Origin of the sequence: Streptosporangium sp. NPDC004379, assembly GCF_042873875.1 — a bacterium.
Classification (GTDB): Bacteria; Actinomycetota; Actinomycetes; order Streptosporangiales; family Streptosporangiaceae; genus Streptosporangium.
The window spans coordinates 586,215-605,012 of sequence record NZ_JBIAMC010000003.1 but is presented as its reverse complement, the minus strand read 5'-3'; the positions used below and the strand labels follow the sequence as shown (position 1 = coordinate 605,012).

At 72.7% G+C, this 18,798-nt stretch carries 16 protein-coding genes; 4 read left to right on the top strand and 12 right to left on the bottom strand.

Features of this window, described 5'->3' with window-relative positions:
- Positions 1–6: 6 nt before the first annotated feature.
- From ACFYSC_RS09885 to fabG, 4 genes are read right to left on the bottom strand one after another with little or no spacing between them, the layout of a single operon-like run.
- Positions 7–1,077, bottom strand: a complete 1,071-nt coding sequence (locus tag ACFYSC_RS09885; RefSeq protein WP_389959189.1) for an aminomethyl transferase family protein — start codon at positions 1,075–1,077, stop codon at positions 7–9.
- A gap of 2 nt (positions 1,078–1,079) precedes the next feature.
- On the bottom strand, positions 1,080–1,625 hold the full coding sequence (gene fabZ / locus ACFYSC_RS09880) for a 3-hydroxyacyl-ACP dehydratase FabZ (protein WP_389959186.1): 546 nt from the start codon (positions 1,623–1,625) through the stop codon (positions 1,080–1,082).
- Positions 1,622–1,915 carry a phosphopantetheine-binding protein gene (locus ACFYSC_RS09875; RefSeq protein ID WP_362942951.1) on the bottom strand — a complete coding sequence of 98 codons (294 nt, stop codon included), beginning with the start codon at positions 1,913–1,915 and terminating at the stop codon, positions 1,622–1,624. The genes fabZ and ACFYSC_RS09875 overlap by 4 nt, the downstream gene beginning before the upstream one ends.
- Before the next feature lie 20 nt (positions 1,916–1,935).
- On the bottom strand, positions 1,936–2,685 hold the full coding sequence (gene fabG / locus ACFYSC_RS09870; RefSeq protein WP_362942954.1) for a 3-oxoacyl-ACP reductase FabG: 750 nt from the start codon (positions 2,683–2,685) through the stop codon (positions 1,936–1,938).
- 143 nt (positions 2,686–2,828) lie between these two features.
- On the opposite strand from fabG, the gene ACFYSC_RS09865 reads away from it, so the two are divergent.
- Complete coding sequence (locus ACFYSC_RS09865) at positions 2,829–4,499, top strand: FAD-dependent monooxygenase (RefSeq protein ID WP_389959181.1); 1,671 nt, start codon at positions 2,829–2,831, stop codon at positions 4,497–4,499.
- A 183-nt stretch (positions 4,500–4,682) separates the two neighbouring features.
- On the opposite strand, the gene ACFYSC_RS09860 is transcribed toward ACFYSC_RS09865, so the two are convergent.
- The 3 genes from ACFYSC_RS09860 to ACFYSC_RS09850 form a co-directional block, all read right to left on the bottom strand.
- A complete protein-coding gene (locus ACFYSC_RS09860) occupies positions 4,683–6,146 on the bottom strand; it encodes a BTAD domain-containing putative transcriptional regulator (RefSeq protein WP_389959178.1) in 1,464 nt (487 codons plus the stop codon).
- Positions 6,147–6,538: 392 nt separating this feature from the next.
- A complete protein-coding gene (locus ACFYSC_RS09855; protein WP_389959175.1) occupies positions 6,539–7,099 on the bottom strand; it encodes a dTDP-4-dehydrorhamnose 3,5-epimerase family protein in 561 nt (186 codons plus the stop codon).
- 33 nt (positions 7,100–7,132) lie between these two features.
- Positions 7,133–7,819: a 4'-phosphopantetheinyl transferase gene (locus ACFYSC_RS09850; protein WP_389959173.1), complete on the bottom strand. Its 687-nt coding sequence runs from the start codon at positions 7,817–7,819 to the stop codon at positions 7,133–7,135.
- Positions 7,820–8,103: 284 nt separating this feature from the next.
- Here ACFYSC_RS09850 and ACFYSC_RS09845 point away from each other — a divergent pair, with 284 nt between their 5' ends.
- A complete protein-coding gene (locus tag ACFYSC_RS09845) occupies positions 8,104–9,069 on the top strand; it encodes an aldo/keto reductase (protein ID WP_389959170.1) in 966 nt (321 codons plus the stop codon).
- Positions 9,070–9,086: 17 nt separating this feature from the next.
- On the opposite strand, the gene ACFYSC_RS09840 is transcribed toward ACFYSC_RS09845, so the two are convergent.
- The 3 genes from ACFYSC_RS09840 to ACFYSC_RS09830 all read right to left on the bottom strand — a co-directional run bounded on the left by ACFYSC_RS09840 (position 9,087) and on the right by ACFYSC_RS09830 (position 12,142).
- Positions 9,087–9,755, bottom strand: coding sequence for a response regulator (locus ACFYSC_RS09840; protein ID WP_389959167.1), 669 nt, complete (start codon positions 9,753–9,755; stop codon positions 9,087–9,089).
- On the bottom strand, positions 9,736–10,530 hold the full coding sequence (locus tag ACFYSC_RS09835) for a sensor histidine kinase (protein ID WP_389959164.1): 795 nt from the start codon (positions 10,528–10,530) through the stop codon (positions 9,736–9,738). Before ACFYSC_RS09835 ends, ACFYSC_RS09840 begins: the two co-directional genes overlap by 20 nt.
- A gap of 679 nt (positions 10,531–11,209) precedes the next feature.
- Entirely contained in the window at positions 11,210–12,142 is a 933-nt protein-coding gene (locus tag ACFYSC_RS09830) for a UbiA family prenyltransferase (protein ID WP_389959161.1), read from the bottom strand.
- A 320-nt stretch (positions 12,143–12,462) separates the two neighbouring features.
- On the opposite strand from ACFYSC_RS09830, the gene ACFYSC_RS09825 reads away from it, so the two are divergent.
- Positions 12,463–14,199: a 2-isopropylmalate synthase gene (locus ACFYSC_RS09825; protein WP_389959159.1), complete on the top strand. Its 1,737-nt coding sequence runs from the start codon at positions 12,463–12,465 to the stop codon at positions 14,197–14,199.
- Between the two features lie 144 nt (positions 14,200–14,343).
- Positions 14,344–17,055, top strand: a complete 2,712-nt coding sequence (locus ACFYSC_RS09820; RefSeq protein ID WP_389959156.1) for an AAA family ATPase — start codon at positions 14,344–14,346, stop codon at positions 17,053–17,055.
- A gap of 1 nt (position 17,056) precedes the next feature.
- Here the strand turns inward: ACFYSC_RS09820 and ACFYSC_RS09815 are convergent, their stop codons facing one another.
- Positions 17,057–17,266: a DUF5988 family protein gene (locus ACFYSC_RS09815; protein ID WP_362942986.1), complete on the bottom strand. Its 210-nt coding sequence runs from the start codon at positions 17,264–17,266 to the stop codon at positions 17,057–17,059.
- Between the two features lie 18 nt (positions 17,267–17,284).
- Complete coding sequence (locus ACFYSC_RS09810) at positions 17,285–18,760, bottom strand: acyl-CoA carboxylase subunit beta (RefSeq protein ID WP_389959152.1); 1,476 nt, start codon at positions 18,758–18,760, stop codon at positions 17,285–17,287.
- Positions 18,761–18,798: the final 38 nt, after the last annotated feature.

The window sequence follows — 18,798 nt, the reverse complement described above, 5'->3', positions numbered from 1 at the left end:
GGCCGGTCAGATGATCGGAATGCTCCAGCTCTTGGGCACGATGTAGGGACTGGTCAGCGTGGTCACGGGCAGCCCGCCGACGCTGAGCTCCAGGCCCGCCGCGGCGAGGTCCTCCGACACGCGGGCCAGGCCGAGGGTGGCGTCGAGGCCGACGCTGTGCACGGCGTACACGACCTCGCCGATGTCCTCGCCGCCGGCCTGCACGCGGGTGCCCGGGGTGGGGACGCCGGAGCAGCCGGTGAAGCCGACCGTGCGCCGCCCGCCGCCGGCCTCGAACGCCTCGACCACCGCGTCCTTGCCGACGAAGCCGTCCTTGGTGATGTCCACGAGCCAGTTGGCGCCGATCTCGATGACGGACGCGCCGGGGGTGACCTCGTGGCGGGGCACGGGCTGGCGCACCTCCAGCATCGCGAGCTCCAGCGCCTCCAGCCCCGCCGCCTGCGCGTGCTCCAGCGACCTGCGCCACAGGGCGGTGGCGGACTCGATGGGGACGATCATCTGGTAGCCGTACTCGCCGGTGAGGCCGGTACGGGCGAAGACGATCTCCACGTCGTCCCAGGCGGTGTCCACCACCGACTCGAACGGCAGCGACGCCAGCTCGGCGTCGATCAGCCGCCCGACCACGCCCCACGCGTACGGACCCTCCAGTCCGATGACGGTCAGGTCCCCGGAGCGGTCGGTGATCCGGACGTCGTCGTCCTCCTCCACCCGGGCCAGCAGGTGTGCGAGAAGACGGCCGCCGGCGCCGCAGGAGCTCTCCAGCAGCATCCCGTCCTCCCGCCCGAAGGCGAGGACCTGGTCCACGACCTGCCCGGCCTCGTCCAGGACGAGGCTCATCATGCAGCGATCGGAGGTGAGGTACTCCACGTCGCGGGCCAGCACGCGCTGCGCGAAGTCCACACCGCCGGATCCGGTGATCTCGATGAGGCCGTGCCCTCCGAGGTCCAGGACCACGGCACGGTCTCTGAGCACCCGGTACTCCTCCGCGAGTGACGAGAAACGCAGCGGCACGGTGGCATCACCCACCTCGCCGTACGCGGTGTCCTCCGGATGCTCGGTCGCGAGGACGCTTGCCATGATCACACCTTTCGCGCGGTACGTTGCGACGCCGGATCGGCGATCGTGAGGTTTCCTTCGGCGGCGACCTGGCCGTCCACCCGCGCCGACACGCGGAACTCGGCGAACCCGCCGGTGCCCGCGGTCCGTTCGGCGGTCAGGACGACCTGGTCTCCGGGGACGATCGGGCGGCGGAACCGCATCGACCTGACCCCGGCCAGGTAGCTGATCTCGCTGGCCCCCGCCAGGGCGAAGACCACCCCGCTGAGCTGGGCCATGGCCTCGACGATCACGACGCCGGGAAGCACCGCCTCGTTCGGGAAGTGCCCCTGGAACCACAGCTCGGTCCCCGCCACGTTCTTGGTGGCCGTGCCCTTGACCCCGGGCACCACGGAGCCGACCCGGTCCAGCAGCAGCATCGGCCACCGGTGGGGCAGCAGCTGCCGCACCTGGTCGTGGGAGAGCCGGACGACGGCGGGCGCCCTGCCCGGCTCCGCAGCCGGGAGCTCCGCGGCCGGAAGCTCCACAGCCGGGAGTTCCGTGACCGGAGCCGTCTCCGCGGTCGTCATGCGGAGACCGCCCGCAGAGCCGGGTTGACCTCTTCGGCCAGCCGCGACACCGAACCGAACCCCGCCATATCGCTGTCATAGAGCGCCACGCCGAACTCGGCCTCGATGGCCACGTACAGTTCGAGCACGTCGAGGCTGTCCAGTTCGAGCCCGCGGCCGAACAGCGGCTGGTCGTCGGTGATCCAGTCAGGGTCGATCTCCAGGTCGAGCCGGGAGACGATCATCTTCTTGATCTGGGAGCACGTCTGCTGCCGTTCCGCGGCCCTGGCGCGCAGTTCGTCGATGGTCATGGAGGCCTTCCTTGTCTCGCTCAGCCGAGGCCGCCGCCATGCGCGACCACCACGGATCCGGACATGTACGACGCCTTGGCCGAGGCCAGGAAGCTCACGATGGACGCGATCTCCTCGGGACGGCCCATGCGGCCCAGGCGGATACGGGACTCGTACTGCTTCTTGAGGTCCGCGGGGACCTTGCGCGTCATGTCTGTGGCCACGAATCCGGGGCACACGACGTTGGCCCGCACCCCGTGGGGGGCGGCCTCGTTCGACAGCGCGTGGGTGAACGCGACGATCGCGCCCTTGGAGGCCACGTAGTTGGTCTGGCCGGGGAAGCCCCCGTCGAGCCCGCTGGAGGACGACAGCGTCACGATGGAGCCGCTGCGCTGGTGCTGCATCAGCCGCAGCGCCTCCCTGCAGCTCAGGAACGTGCCGATGAGGTTGGTCTCGATCGGCGCGCGGAACTGCTCCAGCCCCATCGCCACCAGGTAGCGGTCGGAGGTGATGCCGGCGCTGGTCACCAGCACGTCCAGGCGCCCGTGGTCGGCCCGCACACCACGGAACATGGCCCGTACGGCCTCCTCGTCCGTGACGTCGGCCTGGACCGCCGTCGCGCGGCCGCCCTCGTCCTCGATCCGCGCGACGACGTCCTTGGCATCACTCTCGGAGCGGGCGTAGTTGACGATGACCGTGGCGCCCTCACGGGCCAGGTCGAGCGCGACGGCCCGGCCGATTCCACGCGACCCGCCGGTCACCAGCGCCACGGCTCCCTGCGCAAACAGCATCACGGTCTCCAGGAATTCGGCAATCACCGGATCGACTTATCTGGATCTTCCGTGAATGAAACTACTGAGCAGGTGTATCACGTCTGTATCATGCGATTATCTCCGCATTGACCCGGCAATTCCGCTGCATAACGCTGGGCGGCATGAAAGAGCTCGACATCGAAGTCCTGGTGGTCGGCGGCGGACCGGTGGGACTCTGCGCCGCCATTGAGCTGTCCCGCCACGGAATATCGACCCTGCTGGTGGAACGCCACTCCGGAACGTCGGTTTTCCCGAAGGCGCGGCTCATCACCACCAGGACCATGGAACTCTTCCGCGCGTGGGGGATCCAGGACGAGGTGGAGAGCGTGGGGATGCCGCGCGAGGAGTACCTCGCGGTGGGCGTGGGCAGCTCGCTGGCGGCCGGCGACTTCGTCCGCGCCGCGGCCGAGCTGGAGCGCGACACCCCGCAGAGCCCCACCTACACCTACCTGTGCGCGCAGGACGTGCTGGAGGTCGTCCTGCGCCGGCTGGCCAGGGCGCCGGCGTCGTCGGTTTCGTCGGCGACGCCGGCCGAGGTGCGCTTCGGCGCCGCCATGACCCGCATGACCGTGACGGACTCCGGCGTGGAGGCGCTGGTCGAGGGCCCCGAGCCCACGCTGGTGCGGTGCCGCTACCTGGTGGCCGCGGACGGCAGCCGCAGCGGGATCCGCGAGTCGCTGGGCATCGCCACCGAGGGACCGCCTCCGCTGGGCCACATGATCAGCATCATGTTCGAGGCCGACCTGGGCTTCCTGCCCGCCGACCGCCGGGCCGCGCTGTCCTTCCTGACCGACCCGCCGTGCGCCGTGGAGGCCGTGGACCACGGGCTGCGCTGGATGGTGCAGACGGGGTACGACCCGGAGAGGGGCGGCAGCCCCGAGGACTTCACCGAGGAGGTGTGCCTGCGCGCCGTACGGGCCGCCGTGGGGGTGCCCGATCTGCCGGTCACGCTCCTGGGCGTCATGCCGTGGCTGCAGCAGGCACGCGTCGCCACCGCCTTCCGCGCGGGCCCGGTCTTCCTGGCCGGCGACGCCGCCCACGTCGCGACCCCGCAGGGCGGTTTCGGCATGAACTGCGGCATCCAGGACGCGCACAACCTGGTCTGGAAGCTGGCCGCCGTCCTGCGCGGGGAGGCGGGCGAGGGGCTGCTGGACACGTACGAGGCCGAACGCCGCCCGATCGCCGCCCGCACGGTGGACGAGAGCCTGACCAACGCCCTGATCACCCGGCAGATGATGGGGGGCCTGCTGCCCATGGACGAGGCCCTCCGGCGGCAGGCGGACCGGCGCAGCTCGGAGGGCCTGGTCCTGGGCCACCACTACGACTCGTCCGCCGTCGTCCCCGACGGCACGCCGCCCCCCGCGGTGGAGGACCCCTACCGCGACTACGTCCCCACGGCCCGCCCCGGCCACCGCGCCCCGCACGTGTGGCTGACCGGCGAGGACGGCCGGATCTCCACGCTCGACCTCCTCGGCCCGCGCTTCACCCTGCTGACGCCGGCGGGCAGCGGCTGGCTCCGGGCGTCGGCCGGCCTCCCGGCGCGGGGGGCGTCGGGAGGTCTCCCGGTGCGGGGGCCGTCGCCCGGCCTCCCGGTGCGGGCGGTGGAGATCGCCGAGACGGGCGGGGCCGCCGCCCTCACCTCTCCCACCTGGGCGAAGGAGTACGGGCTCGGCCCGCGCGGCGCGGTCCTCGTCCGCCCCGACGGCCACGTGGCCTGGCGCGTCCGCGACGACGACCCCTCCCCCGGCGCCCTGGGGACGGCCCTCGCCACCGTCCTCGCGAGGCGCCGCTGAGGGAAGGCACCGCTGAGGGAAGGCACCGCTGAGGGAAGGCGTCACCGAGGGAGGGCATCGCTGAGGGAAGGCGCCGCCGGGGGAACGCGTCACCGAGGGAGGGGGCATCACCCAGGGGGAGGGCGGAACCGAGAGAGGACACGCCAGGGAGGGCGGAGCCGGGGCAGGGTGCCGCCGGGGAGGTCACGCGGCGGGCTGTCCCGCCCTCCCCACCCGGCCCTCCTGAGCCGGGGTCACGTCACGTGAGCGGAGGCGGGCGACCGCCAGCCGCAGCGAGAGGGGGTTCCCGCGGGAGGTGGCCACGAGCTCGCGCACCTCCTGCGCGGACGTGGGCCCGGCCAGCAGGCCGACGAGCTCCCGCGCCGCGTCCTCGGGCAGCGGCCGCAGGAACACGCGGTGCGCGCCCTGCCGGGCCACCAGGTCGTCCAGGGGGTCCCCGGCGGTGACGAGCACGCGGCAGTGCGCGCCGCCCGGCAGCAGGGCGAGCACCTGGTCGCTGTCACGGGCGTTGTCCAGCACCACCAGCACCCTCCGCCGGGCCGTGAAGCTCCGGTAGAGCGCGAGCTTCTCGTCGGGGTCGCAGGGGAGGTCCTGGGCGGGAACGCCCAGCGCGCGCAGGAACCGGTCGAGCACGGCGTCCGGGCCGGCGCCGGCCAGGTCGGCGTAGAGCTGCCCGTCGGGGAAGGCGTCCAGCCGGGCGTGGGCCCAGCGCACCGCCAGCGTGGTCTTCCCCACGTCGCCGCGGCCGCTGATGACCACGGTGGCCGGCGCGGCGTCCCCGAGCAGGGAGGCGTCCAGCGCGGCCAGTTCCTTCTCCCGCCCCACGAACGGCAGGACCTGCGGCGGCAGCTGGCAGGGAGGCATCGTCGCGACGGGCGGGGGGACGGCGCGGGCACGGGGCCGCATCAGCGCGGACTCGTCCCTGAGGATCTGCTCGTGCAGCCGCCGCAGCACCGGCCCCGGTTCGAGACCGATCTGCTCCAGCAGGTAGCGGCGCGTCTCCTGGTACGTGCGCAGCGCCTCGGCCCGCCGTCCCGCGCGGTACTGGGCCAGCATGAGCTGTGCCCGCACCCGCTCGCGGAACGGCGACTCGGCCACCAGCGCCACGAGCTCGGGGATCACCTGGTGGTGGCGTCCCAGCTCGATCTCCAGCTCCAGGCGGGTCTCCAGCGCCTCCAGCCGCGACTCCTCCATCCACGCCACGTCGTACCGAAGCCCCCGGATGTCCCCGAACGGCCTGCCCCGCCACAGCGCCAGCGCCTCCCGCAGCAGCAGGACGGCCTCCTCGGCCGAGCCCAGACTGACCAGTGCGCGCGACCTGTCGACCATGGAGGTGAACCTCAGCCAGTCGATGCTGTCGGGCTCGGCCCGCAGCAGGTAGCCGGGGCTGGAGGTCTTGATGACCCCGGCCCCCAGCGTACGGCGCAGCCGCGACACGCAGATGGCCACCTGCCGCCACGCGCTCGGCGGCGCGGACCCGGCCCACACGGCCTCGATCAGCCGTTCCACGCTCATCACCCGGTTGGCGTTGAGCAGCAGGCAGGCCAGGATGACCTGCTCCCGGCTGGCGTTCATGAACAGCTCGACGCCGTCCCTGACCACCTTGACCGGGCCGAGCACGCGGAACTCGAAAGCGGAGATCTCCATCACACCGCCCGTCGCGTCGATTCGGCGACCACGGCCGGAACGGGAATCACATCACCGCGGTCGGAATGCAAGATGAAAAGACAATGCCCCGTCATATCAAAGTCTTTCGGTTCATAAGCACTGTCACCCACCGCCCACGGTAGGGAGGGCGGATATCAGGCGTCATCCCCTATCCGTCCCCTCAAGCGCGCCGTCTCCCCTAGGGGCTTCACGCCGGGGAAGGCCGCGTTTCACCCATGGCCGTTCCCGCTCGTGGCCGGGATCGTCCTTTCCGAGTACGCGGCCGTTCCAGCTCGTGGCCGGGACCGTCCTTTCCGGATACGCGACCGGACCCGCAGGCGCCGTGAACGCCATGGAGGCCGCGGAGGCCGCGGAGGCCGCGTGCCGCCGGCTCAGTAGCGGGGCAGCAGGCCGCGGGCCGCCGCCTCGGCCAGGGTGGGCGCCCGCCGGTCGCGGTCCGACACCAGCGGGGACTCGACCGGCAGGGGCAGCCCCAGTTCGTGGTCGAAGTACGACAGCGTGAGCTCGTGCTCCCCGCGGTGCTCCCTCGACAGGAGGTGGCACATCACCGTGCCGTCCTCCAGCGCGGTGAACGCGTGCCCGACCCCGGGCGGCAGGTAGACCGCCTCCCCGCCGTCGCCGCTCAGCTCGACCGCCTCCCACCGCCCGAACGTGGGCGAGCCCGCCCGCAGGTCCACGGCGACGTCCAGGGCCCGTCCCGCGGCGCAGTGGACGTACCTGGCGGTGCCGGGCGGCGTCAGCGTGTAGTGCACGCCGCGGACCACGCCGCGCCGGGACACGCTCCTGCCGATCTCCGCCACGGGGAACGGCCGCCCCACCGCCGCGGTGAACACGCTCTCCCGGTACGGGGAGACGGAGCCGCCCCGGGCGTCGGGGAGAACCTCGGGGACGAACGCGTACGCGCCCGTCACGGCCAGCTCGCGGTACTCCATGTCAGGCCCGTGCCGCGCGGGCCCAGGGCCCGGTCATGCCGCCGCGCCTTCCGCGGATCCCCCGGCCCGGGCGGCGGTCATGACGACCGCCGTGAGCACCAGCCCGTTGCCGGACGTCCAGCGCCCCGCGAACCCGCTCAGCGGTCTCCCCTGCCAGCGCAGTCCGGCCACCAGCAGCCGGGCCTCGAACGTGCCCCGCAGCGGATCCAGGACGATCACCGCGTCCTGGAAGTCCAGCCAGCGCCAGGCCAGCGGATACCACGCCTTGTAGACCGACTCCTTGGCGCTGAACAGGATGCGGTCCCAGCTCGGGCCCGGATGGTCGGCGGCCAGCCGGCGCAGCATCCGGCGCTCCTGGGGAAGCGAGACGGCCTCCAGCACCCCGGGCGGCAGCGGCCCGTCGGGCTCGGCGTCGATGCCGATGGCGGCGGGCGCCGCGCCGACCGCGGCGGCGCGGTAGCCGGCGCAGTGGGTGATGCTGCCGACCACGCCGGGGGGCCAGACGGGCTCGCCGTAGGCGCCGGACAGCACGGGGACGGGGGGCACGCCCAGGAGTTCCATGGCGCGGTGCACGCAGTGGCGGGCGGTGGTGAACTCCCTGCGCCGTTTCTCCACGGCGTTCCGGACCAGATCGGCCTCTTCGGGGAAGAGCACGACGCCGGGCGGGTCGGTGAAGGCATGGAAGGACACGACAGTGTCGGGAAGAATCTCCTCGATCACCCCGCGCCTCCTCTCGTCCGCCCTCCGTCGCACAGTAACCAGGCACGGCATTTCCCGAAAAGGGCTGCGCGGAGTATCAGTGGGGACGGCCCGGAAAACAGGGGTTCGACTAGGGGTCCGGCGCACCCGCCCACCCCTCGACCTGCCCTCCCGCATGCCTTCCGCCCCCTAATGTGTCATTGTTGCATCTGCGCACCGGCTTAAAGTCACGCCGGTCGACAAACAAAGTTTCCACTCTTGACTTACCCTGTCGAGAAGAATTTCCGTTCCGCGAAGGGGATTTCGTGCGTCACACCAGGTTGGGTCCTGCGGGCCCGGTCGTCTCCGCCGTCGGGCTCGGCACACTCGCCCTGAGCGGCGCGTACGGGCCGGTCGAGCCCCACGATGCCGAGCGGCTGGTGCGCAGGGCGCTCGACGCCGGGGTGACGCTGCTCGACACGGCGGACTTCTACGCGGACGGGCAGGTGGAGAGCCTGATCGGGCGGGTGCTCGCCGGACGGTCCGGCGAGGTGACGGTGTGCACCCGCGGCGGGGCTCGCGTGGCCGGGCCCGGCGGCCCGGTCGTGTTCGACGGCCGTCCGCGCGAGCTGGAGCGTTCCCTGCACGCCTCGCTCAGGCGCCTGCGCACCGATTGCGTCGACCTGTTCCATCTCCACTGCCGGGACACCCGGGTACCCCTGGAGGAGAGCGTGGCGGGGCTGGCCGAGCTGGTGCGCGCGGGCAAGATCCGTCGTTTGGGGCTGTCCGGCGGCACGACCGAGCAGGTGCGCCGCGCGCACGCCGTCCATCCGGTCAGCGCGGTCGGCGTCGAGTACTCCCTGTGGGGGCCGCCTCCCTCCCCCGGGCTGCTGGCCGCCGCCCGCGAGCTGGGCATCGCCGTGATCGCCGCCCGGCCGCTCGGCCGCGGCTTCCTCACCGGCCGGGTCCGGCCGCAGGCCAGGTTCGAGCCGGACGACTGGCGGCATGCCGACCCCCGCTTCCACCCCGACCACCGCCACAGCAGCTGCTCCCGGCTCCAGGAGCTCGAGTCGGCGGCGGCCCAGCTCGACCTGGGGGCCGGACGGGTCGCGCTGAGCTGGCTGTTCTCGCGGGGCGAGCACGTCATCCCCGTGCCGAGCACCCGCGACCCGGTGCACCTGGAGATGAACCTGGCCGCCGCCTCGGTCGAGCTGCCTCCCGAGACCCTCGCCAGGCTGGACGACCTGTTCCCCGTCGTCCACTGCGTCCCGCCGGAGTCACCGCCGTTGTGAGCGGTCTCCGGCCGGGATCAGTCCACCTCGCTCCTGGGCGGGGGCGAGATCAGGGACATGGCCAGGGCCTTGTTCACCGCGTCGATCCGCGAGACCGCGTTGAGCTTGACGAAGATGTTGCGCAGGTGCCGCTTCACGGTGGCCTCGGCCAGCCCGAGCCGCCGCGCGATCTGCACGTTGCTCAGCGCCTGCGCCGCCAGCTGCAGCACCTCCAGCTCCTTCTGCGACAGCGTCCCGGCGCTCGGCGACTCCACCCTGGCCAGACTGTGACGCGAGACGGCCAGCACGACCCTGGAGGCGTCCTCGTGCACGCTGTGCACCGCCGCGATCAGCTCGTGCCGGTGCACGCTCTTGAGCAGGTAGCCGCGGATGCCCGCGGACAGCAGCCGGATGAGGAGCTGCGAGCCGTCGTACATGCTGAGGATGATGATCCGGGTGTCGGGCGACAGCCTCCTGATGTTGGCGACCGTCTCGGTGACCTCGTCACCGGGGATCTCGACGTCGAGCAGCACCACGTCGGGGTGGGTCCTCGCGACCACGGCCACGGCCGTCTCGGAGTCGCCGGCCTCGCCGACGATGCGGATGCCGCCGTCGCACTCGAGGATCTCGCGCAGCCCCTCGCGGAACAGCGCGTGGTCGTCGACCAGCACCACGGAGATGGCGTCGCTAGGCGTCTCTGCGATCACGGGATCTTCTCTTCAACGGGATGAACAGCTCGACGAGGCAGCCCTGCCCCGCCTCGCTGGTGACGACGACCCGGCCGTCGAGCAGCTCGGCGCGCTCACGCATGGACGCCATGCCGACCCCGTGGCCGCGTTCGGCTCCCGGATCGAAGCCGCGGCCGTTGTCCAGCACCGATGCCGACAGTTCGTGGGGGGCGATGTTCACGCGCACCAGGACCATGGGCGGGTTCCCGTGGGTGAGGGCGTTGCGCACGGCCTCGCGCACGATGAGGAACGCCTCGTCGCGCACCCGCGGATCGGCCCACGACTCGTCGCCGCTGACGTCGAGGACGACGGAGACCTCGTCGTCCTCCATCTCCTCCAGGAAGCCGATCAGCGACTTCTCCAGGCTCTTGACCGGCGTCTGCGGGTGCAGCTCGGAGGTGAGCTGCCGCAGGTTCTCCATGGTCTCCTGGATGGCCTGCTGCACCATGCCGGTCTTGGCGGAGGCGCGGGCCGCGTCGGACGCGCGGTACGCCTCCGACAACGCCAGTTGCTGGTGGGCGACGCTGAGGCCGTGGCCGATGCGGTCGTGCAGCTCACGGGCGATACGGCGGCGCTCCTCCTCCTGCGCCTCGCGCACCAGGTCGAGCAGGAAGCCGTGGTAGCTGTCGGCGGACTCGCGCACCCGCCGGGACAGGCTCTCCTCCAGGCCGGCGACCGCCAGCGTGACCAGCTCCGCGGTCGTGCCGTAGTCCGTCTCCGCGGCGATTCCCCTGACCAGATGGCGTAACGCCACGCGGAAAAAAAGTGAGCCCGCCTCAAGCGAGGCTTTCGGATGAACGCCGGCGACCGCCCTCGCGTTTCCGACTTCCCAGGCGTGGAATTTGTACAGTTCGCTTATCTGCACCTTACCGGCGCGTAGCGTGGCCACCACGTCGTCCAGGACGTATCGGGCGGTCGAGAGGGCCTGGTCACGGGCTCGCGCATCCGTGAAGACCATGCTCCCGGCGGCCTGCAGGGCCGACTCGAACTCGGCGACTATTTCATTGCGACACGCTTCAACTAATTTCGCCGGATCGTCCGACTGCCCGTGCACCGCCAATATCCCCCCTCCGCTGCGGGACTAACGATGGAGCGCTCCCCAACTATCCCTTGCCTCCGACAATAAGGCAACATTTCCGTTCATATGGGTCAGATGACCAGGAGGAATCCCGTCTTCCACCGCTCACCGCGCCGGAGCGGCCGTCGGCGGCGCGTCCGTGACGCGCAGCCGATCCCGTGAGGCCGGGCCTCCCGCACCCCCGTGCCACCCGCCGGAGGAGACGGTCCGGGACGGCGCGGCCGTCCACCCGCCTTCCGGCGCGGCACGCCGGGCCCGCCGGGGCGACGGCGCCGCAAGGCGGTTCGGGACCGTCACGGTGACGACCGCGACCGGGGCCGCCCGCCGGTCCTTCACACGCCATTCAAAGATGCATTCATATGGCACACACAACAGCGGCCAGATGAACGGCATATTGCGTTCCCATAAACACGCCGTACGGCCGGCGCAGCGATCTGCGTCCCCTCTCCGCCCGCCGCCGACGGGCCGCGGCGACGACGCCGGCGCTCCCCGCGGCCATGGCCGCCAGGACGCCCAGCAGAGGCAGCCCGAGCCGCCAGACGGCCGCGCCGAGCGCGGCGCACAGGGTCATCGAGGCCGCCGTCATCGCCAGCCGCGCCCCGCGCTCCCCGACGAGCACGCCGAACGTGCGCCGTCCGGCGGCGGCGTCGCCCTCGATGTCGGAGAGATCCTTCGCCGGCACGCCGACCAGCACCATCCACCCGATCGCCGCCACGGCGAAGACCTTCAGGTCAGGAGGCACCGGGACGCCCGTACCGCCGGCCGTCGCCACGACGAACCCGCCCAGGTACGACAGCAGCCCTGACAGGCACAGCACGGCCACCGTCCCGGCCGCGCTGCCCTTGAGCCGCAGCGGCGGCCCCGAGTAGAGGTAGCCCAGCACCAGGTTGCCCCCGACGATCCAGGCCATCGACGCCGGAAGCCCCACGGTGGCCGACATCGCCAGGCCTGCGCCCACGGCGCCGACGGCGGCGGCGGCCCGCCGGTCCAGGGCGCCGCGGGCGATCGGCCTGCCGGAGCCGTTGATCCGGTCCTCGGTGACGTCGGTGACGCCGTTGAACAGGTAGACGGCGAAAACGGACAGCACCCAGGCGGCCGCCCCCCTCAGGACCGTCAGCGGATCGGGCGCCGCGGCCACCGGCACGGCCAGGGCGACGCCGGACAGGAAGCGCAGGAGCGAGACCGCCAGGACGAGCGGGCGGGCTTCGGCGAGGCAGAGGGCGAGGGTGCGGGCGAAGGTGCGGGGAAGAGCCGGAACGGTCCGGAGCGTGAGATCGATAGCCGCCATGACTGGAGTGTTGACCGCCGTCAGGGTCGCGATAAGTGGCGTGACCCGAAAGCAGCAGGGGGGATGCGCCTTTCGATACCCCTGGAGTGCTCCTCCCGACACCGGGGACGAACTCCTGACCCCCTGCCTTGTCGCGGTCCGCGACCCCCTATAACTTCGGCACACCCAGTCAAGATCCCCACAGGACCGGAGCGGATTCGCGGAGGAGAGGCGAGCGTTCCGTTTCTCCCCCCGTGCGCCGCGCTCGCGAAGAACGCCGCGACAACGGTAACCCCGCGGACCGCCGCGACTCATCCGATCCAGGGAAAGGAAATCCGAGGATGCTGGGTGCCGAACGCTACCGAGAATTCCGGCCCATCGACCTGACGGACCGCACATGGCCCGGCAGGCGCATCCATGAGGCCCCCCGCTGGCTGTCCACCGACCTGCGCGACGGCAACCAGTCGCTGGCCCGCCCGATGTCCCCCGAGCGCAAGCTGGTGATGTTCGAGCTGCTCGTGCGCATGGGATACAAGGAGATCGAGGTCGGCTTCCCCGTCGCCAGCCAGGACGACCGCGACTTCCTGCGCCTGCTCATCGAGGAGGACCGCATCCCCGACGACGTCCGCATCACCGTGCTGACGCAGGCCCGCGAGGAGCTGATCAGGGACACCGTCGACGCGCTCAGGGGCGCCCCGCGCGCGCTGGTCCACATCTACAACGCCACGTCCCCGCTGTTCCGCCGGCTGGTCTTCGGCATCGGCCGGGACGACTGCCGCGACCTGGCCGTGCGCGCCACGCAGGTCATGATGGACCACGCCGAACGCGTCCTCGGCGACTGCGACCTCGGCTACCAGTACTCCCCCGAGCTGTTCAACGAGACCGAGCTCGACTTCTCGCTGGAGGTCTGCGAGGCCGTCATGGACGTCTGGCAACCGGAGGCGGGCCGCGGCATCATCCTGAACTTCCCCACGACCGTCGAGCGCTCGCTGCCGAACGTCTTCGCCGACCAGATCGAGTGGCTCGACCGCAACCTGTCCCGCCGCGCGCACGTCTGCCTGTCGATCCACCCGCACAACGACCGCGGCACCGGCGTGGCCTCCGCCGAGCTGGCGCTGCTCGCGGGGGCCGAGCGGATCGAGGGCTGCCTGTTCGGCAACGGCGAGCGCGCGGGCAACGTCTGCCTGGTGACCCTGGGCATGAACATGTACGTCCAGGGCGTCGACCCGGGCATCGACTTCTCCGACATCAACGCCGTGCGCCGCACCGTCGAGCTGTGCAACCAGCTCCCGGTCCACCCGCGCCACCCCTACGGCGGCGACCTGGTCTACACGGCGTTCTCCGGTTCCCATCAGGACGCCATCAAGAAGGGCTTCGACGAGCGCGAACGGCGCTCCGCCGCGACCGGGACGCCGGTGGACGAGCTGCCGTGGGAGATGCCGTACCTGCCGGTCGACCCCAGGGACGTGGGCCGCACCTACGAGGCGGTGGTCCGGGTCAACAGCCAGTCCGGCAAGGGCGGCGTGGCGTACGTGATGAGCGCCTGGCACGGGCTCAACCTGCCGCGCGGCCTCCAGGCGGACCTGGCCGTCCGCGTGCAGGCGCAGGCCGACGCCGGCGGCGGCGAGCTGTCGCCGGAGCGCATCGGCGCGCTGTTCCGCGAGGCGCACCTCTACCACGGCGACCCCTTCCGCCCGCTGCCGCTGAGCCGGGAGCCGGTCGAGGTCACGCTCCACATCGACGGGGGCGCGGTGCCGGCCGGGCCGGGCGCGGCCGCCGCCGAGGACCTGGCCTCGGTGCTCGCCCCCTGGGGGATCCGGGTCCTCGCGGTCCACACCACCGAGCCGCCGCTGCACGACGCGCACCCGGGGAGGCCGCCCGGCGGCCGCTCCCCCGGCGAGGTCGTGATCTACGCGGAGTGCGCGGTGGACGGGGGCACGTCCTGGGGCGCGGGCATGCACGCCGACGTGGCCGCCTCCGCCTTCTCGGCCGTCCGCGCGGCGCTGCGGGACCGTCCGGTGGAGTGCCCCGAGCCGTCCCGCCGCCCCCTCCCCCGTCCCCTCGCCACCGCGGGCTGACGGGCGCACGCCCGGCCGGCGGTCACCGGCGCGAGGAGGAGACCGCCCCGCCCCGGACGCGTCCGCCGGCCCGGCCCGCGCACCCCGTCGGCGCACGACCCGCCGCACCCCGCCATACCAGCACCACCGTCAAGGAGGGCCTTCATGGCCGAGCACGACCAGGTACAGGGGATGGCCCTCCTGCGGGACCTTCTGAACGAGGCGGTGTCGGGGCAGGGCCGCATCGCGATGGTCACGGGCCCGATCGCCACCGGCAAGAGCCGGTTGCTGGACGGCCTCACCGAGCACGCGTTCGACCACGGCGCCCTCCCGCTCACCGCGACCGGCTCGCGGACGGAACGGGACCTGCCCCTCGGCGTGCTGTCGCAGCTCGTGCACAACACGCCGATGCCGGAGGAGCACCGCGCGACCACGCTGAGCCTCCTGCAGGAGGGCGCCCGCGCCCAGCTCACGGGCGAGACCCTCGGCCACATGGACGTGCAGATCGTGGACGCGCTCTGCACGGTCCTGCTGGAGCTGTCGGAGCGCTGCCCGCTGCTGATCGTGGTGGACGACGCCCACCACGCCGACCGCGGCTCCCAGCTCTGCCTGTCCTACCTGGCCCGCCGGGTGAAGTACGCCAAGGTCATGCTGGTCTTCGGCGGCGCCGGCCGGGACTCGCGCCGGCCGTTCCCGCTCCACGCCGACCTGCTGCGCCTGCCCCACTGCCGCCAGGTCACGCTCGCCCATCTGTCGCCGGGGGAGGTGGCCGAACGGGTGGCCGAGCGGGCGGGCCGGGAGACGGCCGACCTCCACGCGGCGCGCTGCCACGAGCTGAGCGGCGGCAACCGTCTCCTGGTGGACGCGCTCGCCGATGACTTCCGGGAGACGGGCGCCCCCGACGAGCGGTACGGCGAGGCCGTGCTGACCTGCCTGCACGGCGCCGATCCGGACCTGCTGCGGGTGGCCCGCGCGCTGGCCGTCCTGGGCGAGCCCGGTCCGGCCGCCCGCCTGCTGGGCGAGAGCGAGGCCGACACCGCCCAGGCGGTCCGGACGCTGACCCGGGCCGGGCTGCTGGCCGAGAGCGGTTTCCGGCACGACGCCGCCCGGTCGGCGGTGCTGGCCGCGATCGACTCCGCCGACCGCGCCGGCCTGCACCGCCGCGCCGCCGAGCTGACCTACCACGACGGCGCGGCGGTGGCGGTGGTGGCCGGCCACCTGCTGCTGGCCGGTCACGCCGGCGAGCCGTGGAACGTGTCGGTGCTGGAGGAGGCCGCGGGTCACGCGCTGCGCGACGGCCGCGTGGAACCGGCCATCGAGTACCTGAAACTGGCCTGGCAGGGCTGTGCCGACGAACGGTGGCGCGCCAGGATCGCCACCAAGCTCGTGCGCGCCAAGTGGCGCATCAACCCCAGCACCCCGGCCGGGCAGCTGGCCGAGCTGACCGAGGCCCTGCACAAGGGCCATCTGGGCGGCGGCGACGCCGTGGTGCTCGCCAAGGCGCTGCTGTGGCACGGCCACGTGGCCGACGCCAAGGACGTCCTGGACCACCTCGGGGACCTGGACGAGCTGGACCGGGAGGGCATGACGGAGCTGACCGTCGCCCGCGCCTGGTTCCGCGGCGCCTCCCCGTCGTTCCTGTCCCACCTGCCCGAGCCGAACGCCCGCGAGAACGCCTGCGCCGCGCACTCGCTCACCGCGTCCCGCCGCATCGAGTCGGCGAACATGCTGGTGAAGGCCCTGAGGGAGGGCCCGAACACGGGGACCGCGGCGACCGCCGAACGCGTCCTGGGCGGCTCGCAGCTGGACGAGATGTCCATGGACACGGTCGAGAGCGCGCTGCTGACCCTCACGTACGTGGGACGCGCCGACCGGGCCGCGCCGTGGTGCGACGCCTTCATCGACGAGGCCGTACGCCGCCGGGCGCCCAGCAGGCAGGCCCGGCTGTCGGCCATCCGCGCCGAGATCGGGCTGCGCCGCGGCGACCTGGCCGCGGCCGCGCACGACGCCCGCCGCGCCCTGGAGATCATCCCTCCGGCCAGCTGGGGCGTGGCCGTCGGCGCCCCGTTGGGCACGCTGCTGTGGGCCGGCGCGGCGATGTCCCGCCACGACGCGTGCCTGCCGCACGCCACCCAGCCCGTGCCGGAGGCCATGCTGGAGACCCGCTTCGGCCTGCTCTACCTGTACGGCAAGGCCCGCTTCACGCTCATGGCGGGGCAGGCCGAGCAGGCGCTGAGGGACCTGCGGCTGTGCGGTGAGCTGACGGCCCGGTGGGGTCTGGACGGCCCGGAGTTCCTCCCCTGGCGGGTGGACGCGGCCGAGTGCCTGGTCCGCCTCGGAGACCTCGACGAGGCGAGGCGCCTGGCCGAGGAGGAACTGCACCGCTGCCACGGACGCTCCAAGCGGGTGCACGGGATGGCGATGCGGGTGCTGGCCGCCACCGGGGAGGCCAGGCACCGGGTGAACCTGCTGCGCCGCTCAGCCGACCTGCTCCAGGCGGGCGGCGACAGGTACGAGCTGGCCAGAGCCCTGTTCGACCTCGTGGAGGCGTACCACGCCAGCGGCGAGTACCGGCGCGGCGGGATGCTGGCGCGGCGGGCGAAGGCGCTGGCACAGGAGTGTCACGCGGACGGGTTGAGTCAGGCGCTGTCCCCGGGCGACCACGACGGCGAGGCGCCGGGTGTGCAGCCGATCCTCAGCGACGCGGAGCGGCGGGTGGCCGCGCTGGCCGCCGACGGCTACTCGAACCGGGATATCTCTGCCAAATTGCACATCACGGTCAGCACCGTGGAACAGCACCTGACACGGGTCTACCGCAAGCTCAGCGTGTCCCGCCGCGCCGATCTGCCGGCCCGGCTGGTCGGTGAGCGCCTGTGAGTCACTCCGCGACGGCCGTGCGCATGACCCAGGCGAAGACCAGGGCCGGTTCACCGCCGATCTCGGTGGACTCGCCACGGTGACGGAAGTGCTCGTACCCCGCGCCGTGGGGGAGCTTGAGCGTCTCGTCCGGGGAGCCCACGCTCTGGATCCGCCGCTCGGCGGGCAGGTGGGCGGGCCCGCCCACCAGTACGGCTGTGAACTGGGACATGATGTGCCTCCTGTTTCCTCACAAGGGGATGTTGGAGTGGTGGCCACGGGTGTGCGGGGCACGGGCGAGGGCCTCGGCGATCCGCAGGCGGGTGGTCTCGGGAGCGATCACTTCGTCCACGACGCCGATGGCCACGGCCCGCTCCACGCCGCCCGCGACCCGGCGGTGCTCCTCGGCCAGCCGGGCGCGCAGCCCCTCGCGCTCCTCCTCGGGGACGGCCGCGAGGGCCTTGCGGTGCAGCACTCCGACGGCCGACTCCGCGCCCATGACCGCGACCTCGGCGCCGGGCCAGGCGAACGTGGTGGTCGCGCCGAGCGAGCGGGAGTTCATCGCGATGTACGCCCCGCCGTACGCCTTCCGGGTGATCAGCGTGACCCGCGGCACGACGGACTCGGCGAAGGCGTGCAGCAGCTTGGCGCCGCGGCGTACCACCCCGTCCCACTCCTGGCCGACGCCCGGCAGGTAGCCGGGCACGTCCACCAGCACGACGAGCGGCACCCCGTGGGCATCGCACATGCGGACGAACCTGGCGGCCTTCTCCGCCGACAGCGCGTCGAGGCAGCCGCCCTTGTGGCGGGGGTTGTTGGCCAGCACGCCGACCGGCCGGCCGCCGAGCCGGCCGAGACCGACCAGGATGTTGGCCGCCCACCGGGGCTGCAGCTCCTCGAAGCCGCCGTCGGCGTCCAGCAGGCCGCGCACCAGCGGGCGCACGTCGTAGGCGCGGCGCGGTGACTCGGGCAGCAGCGCACGCAGGTCACGGGGCTCGCGGGTCTCATGGGGTTCACGCAGCGCGGCCAGGTCGAACGCCCCCCGGCAGGTGAAGAAGCCGGTCAGGAGGCGGGCGCGGCGGATCGCGTCCCGCTCGTCGGCGGCCACCACGTGGGTCACACCGGACCTGCGGGCGTGCGCGCCGGGACCGCCGAGCCCCTCCATGTCGATGACCTCGCCGGTGACGCTGCGGACGATCTCGGGGCCGGTCACGAAGACCCGGCCGGCGGGCGCCATGACGACCAGGTCGGTGAGCGCGGGCCCGTACGCCGCCGCGCCCGCCGCGGGTCCGAGGATGACCGAGATCTGCGGCACCACGCCCGAGGCCCGGGTCATCGCGGCGAACATGCGGCCCACACCGTCCATGGACTCCACGCCGTCGGCCAGCCGGGCGCCTCCGGAGTGCCACAGGCCGATCACCGGGCAGCCCCGGCGTACGGCGGCCTCGATGGCCGCCACGACGCGCATGGCCCCGGCCGCGCCCAGCGCACCGCCCATCACGCGGGCGTCGGTGCAGTAGGCGACGACGGGAGCCCCGCCGACCAGCCCGTGTACGGCCGTCACGCCGCTCCCGTCCGCGCCGCCGAGCGGCACGGCCGAGTCCGGATCGAGGAGCAGGTCGAGCCTGACCGTGGGATCACGGGGATCACGGGGATCGGCGGCGGGCTCTGCTGGAATTTCGACGCTTTCGGCGCTTTCGACGGGAACCGCGGGCACGACAGTCATCGCTGCTTTCCTCACACCGGCTCGACACGCAGGTACCT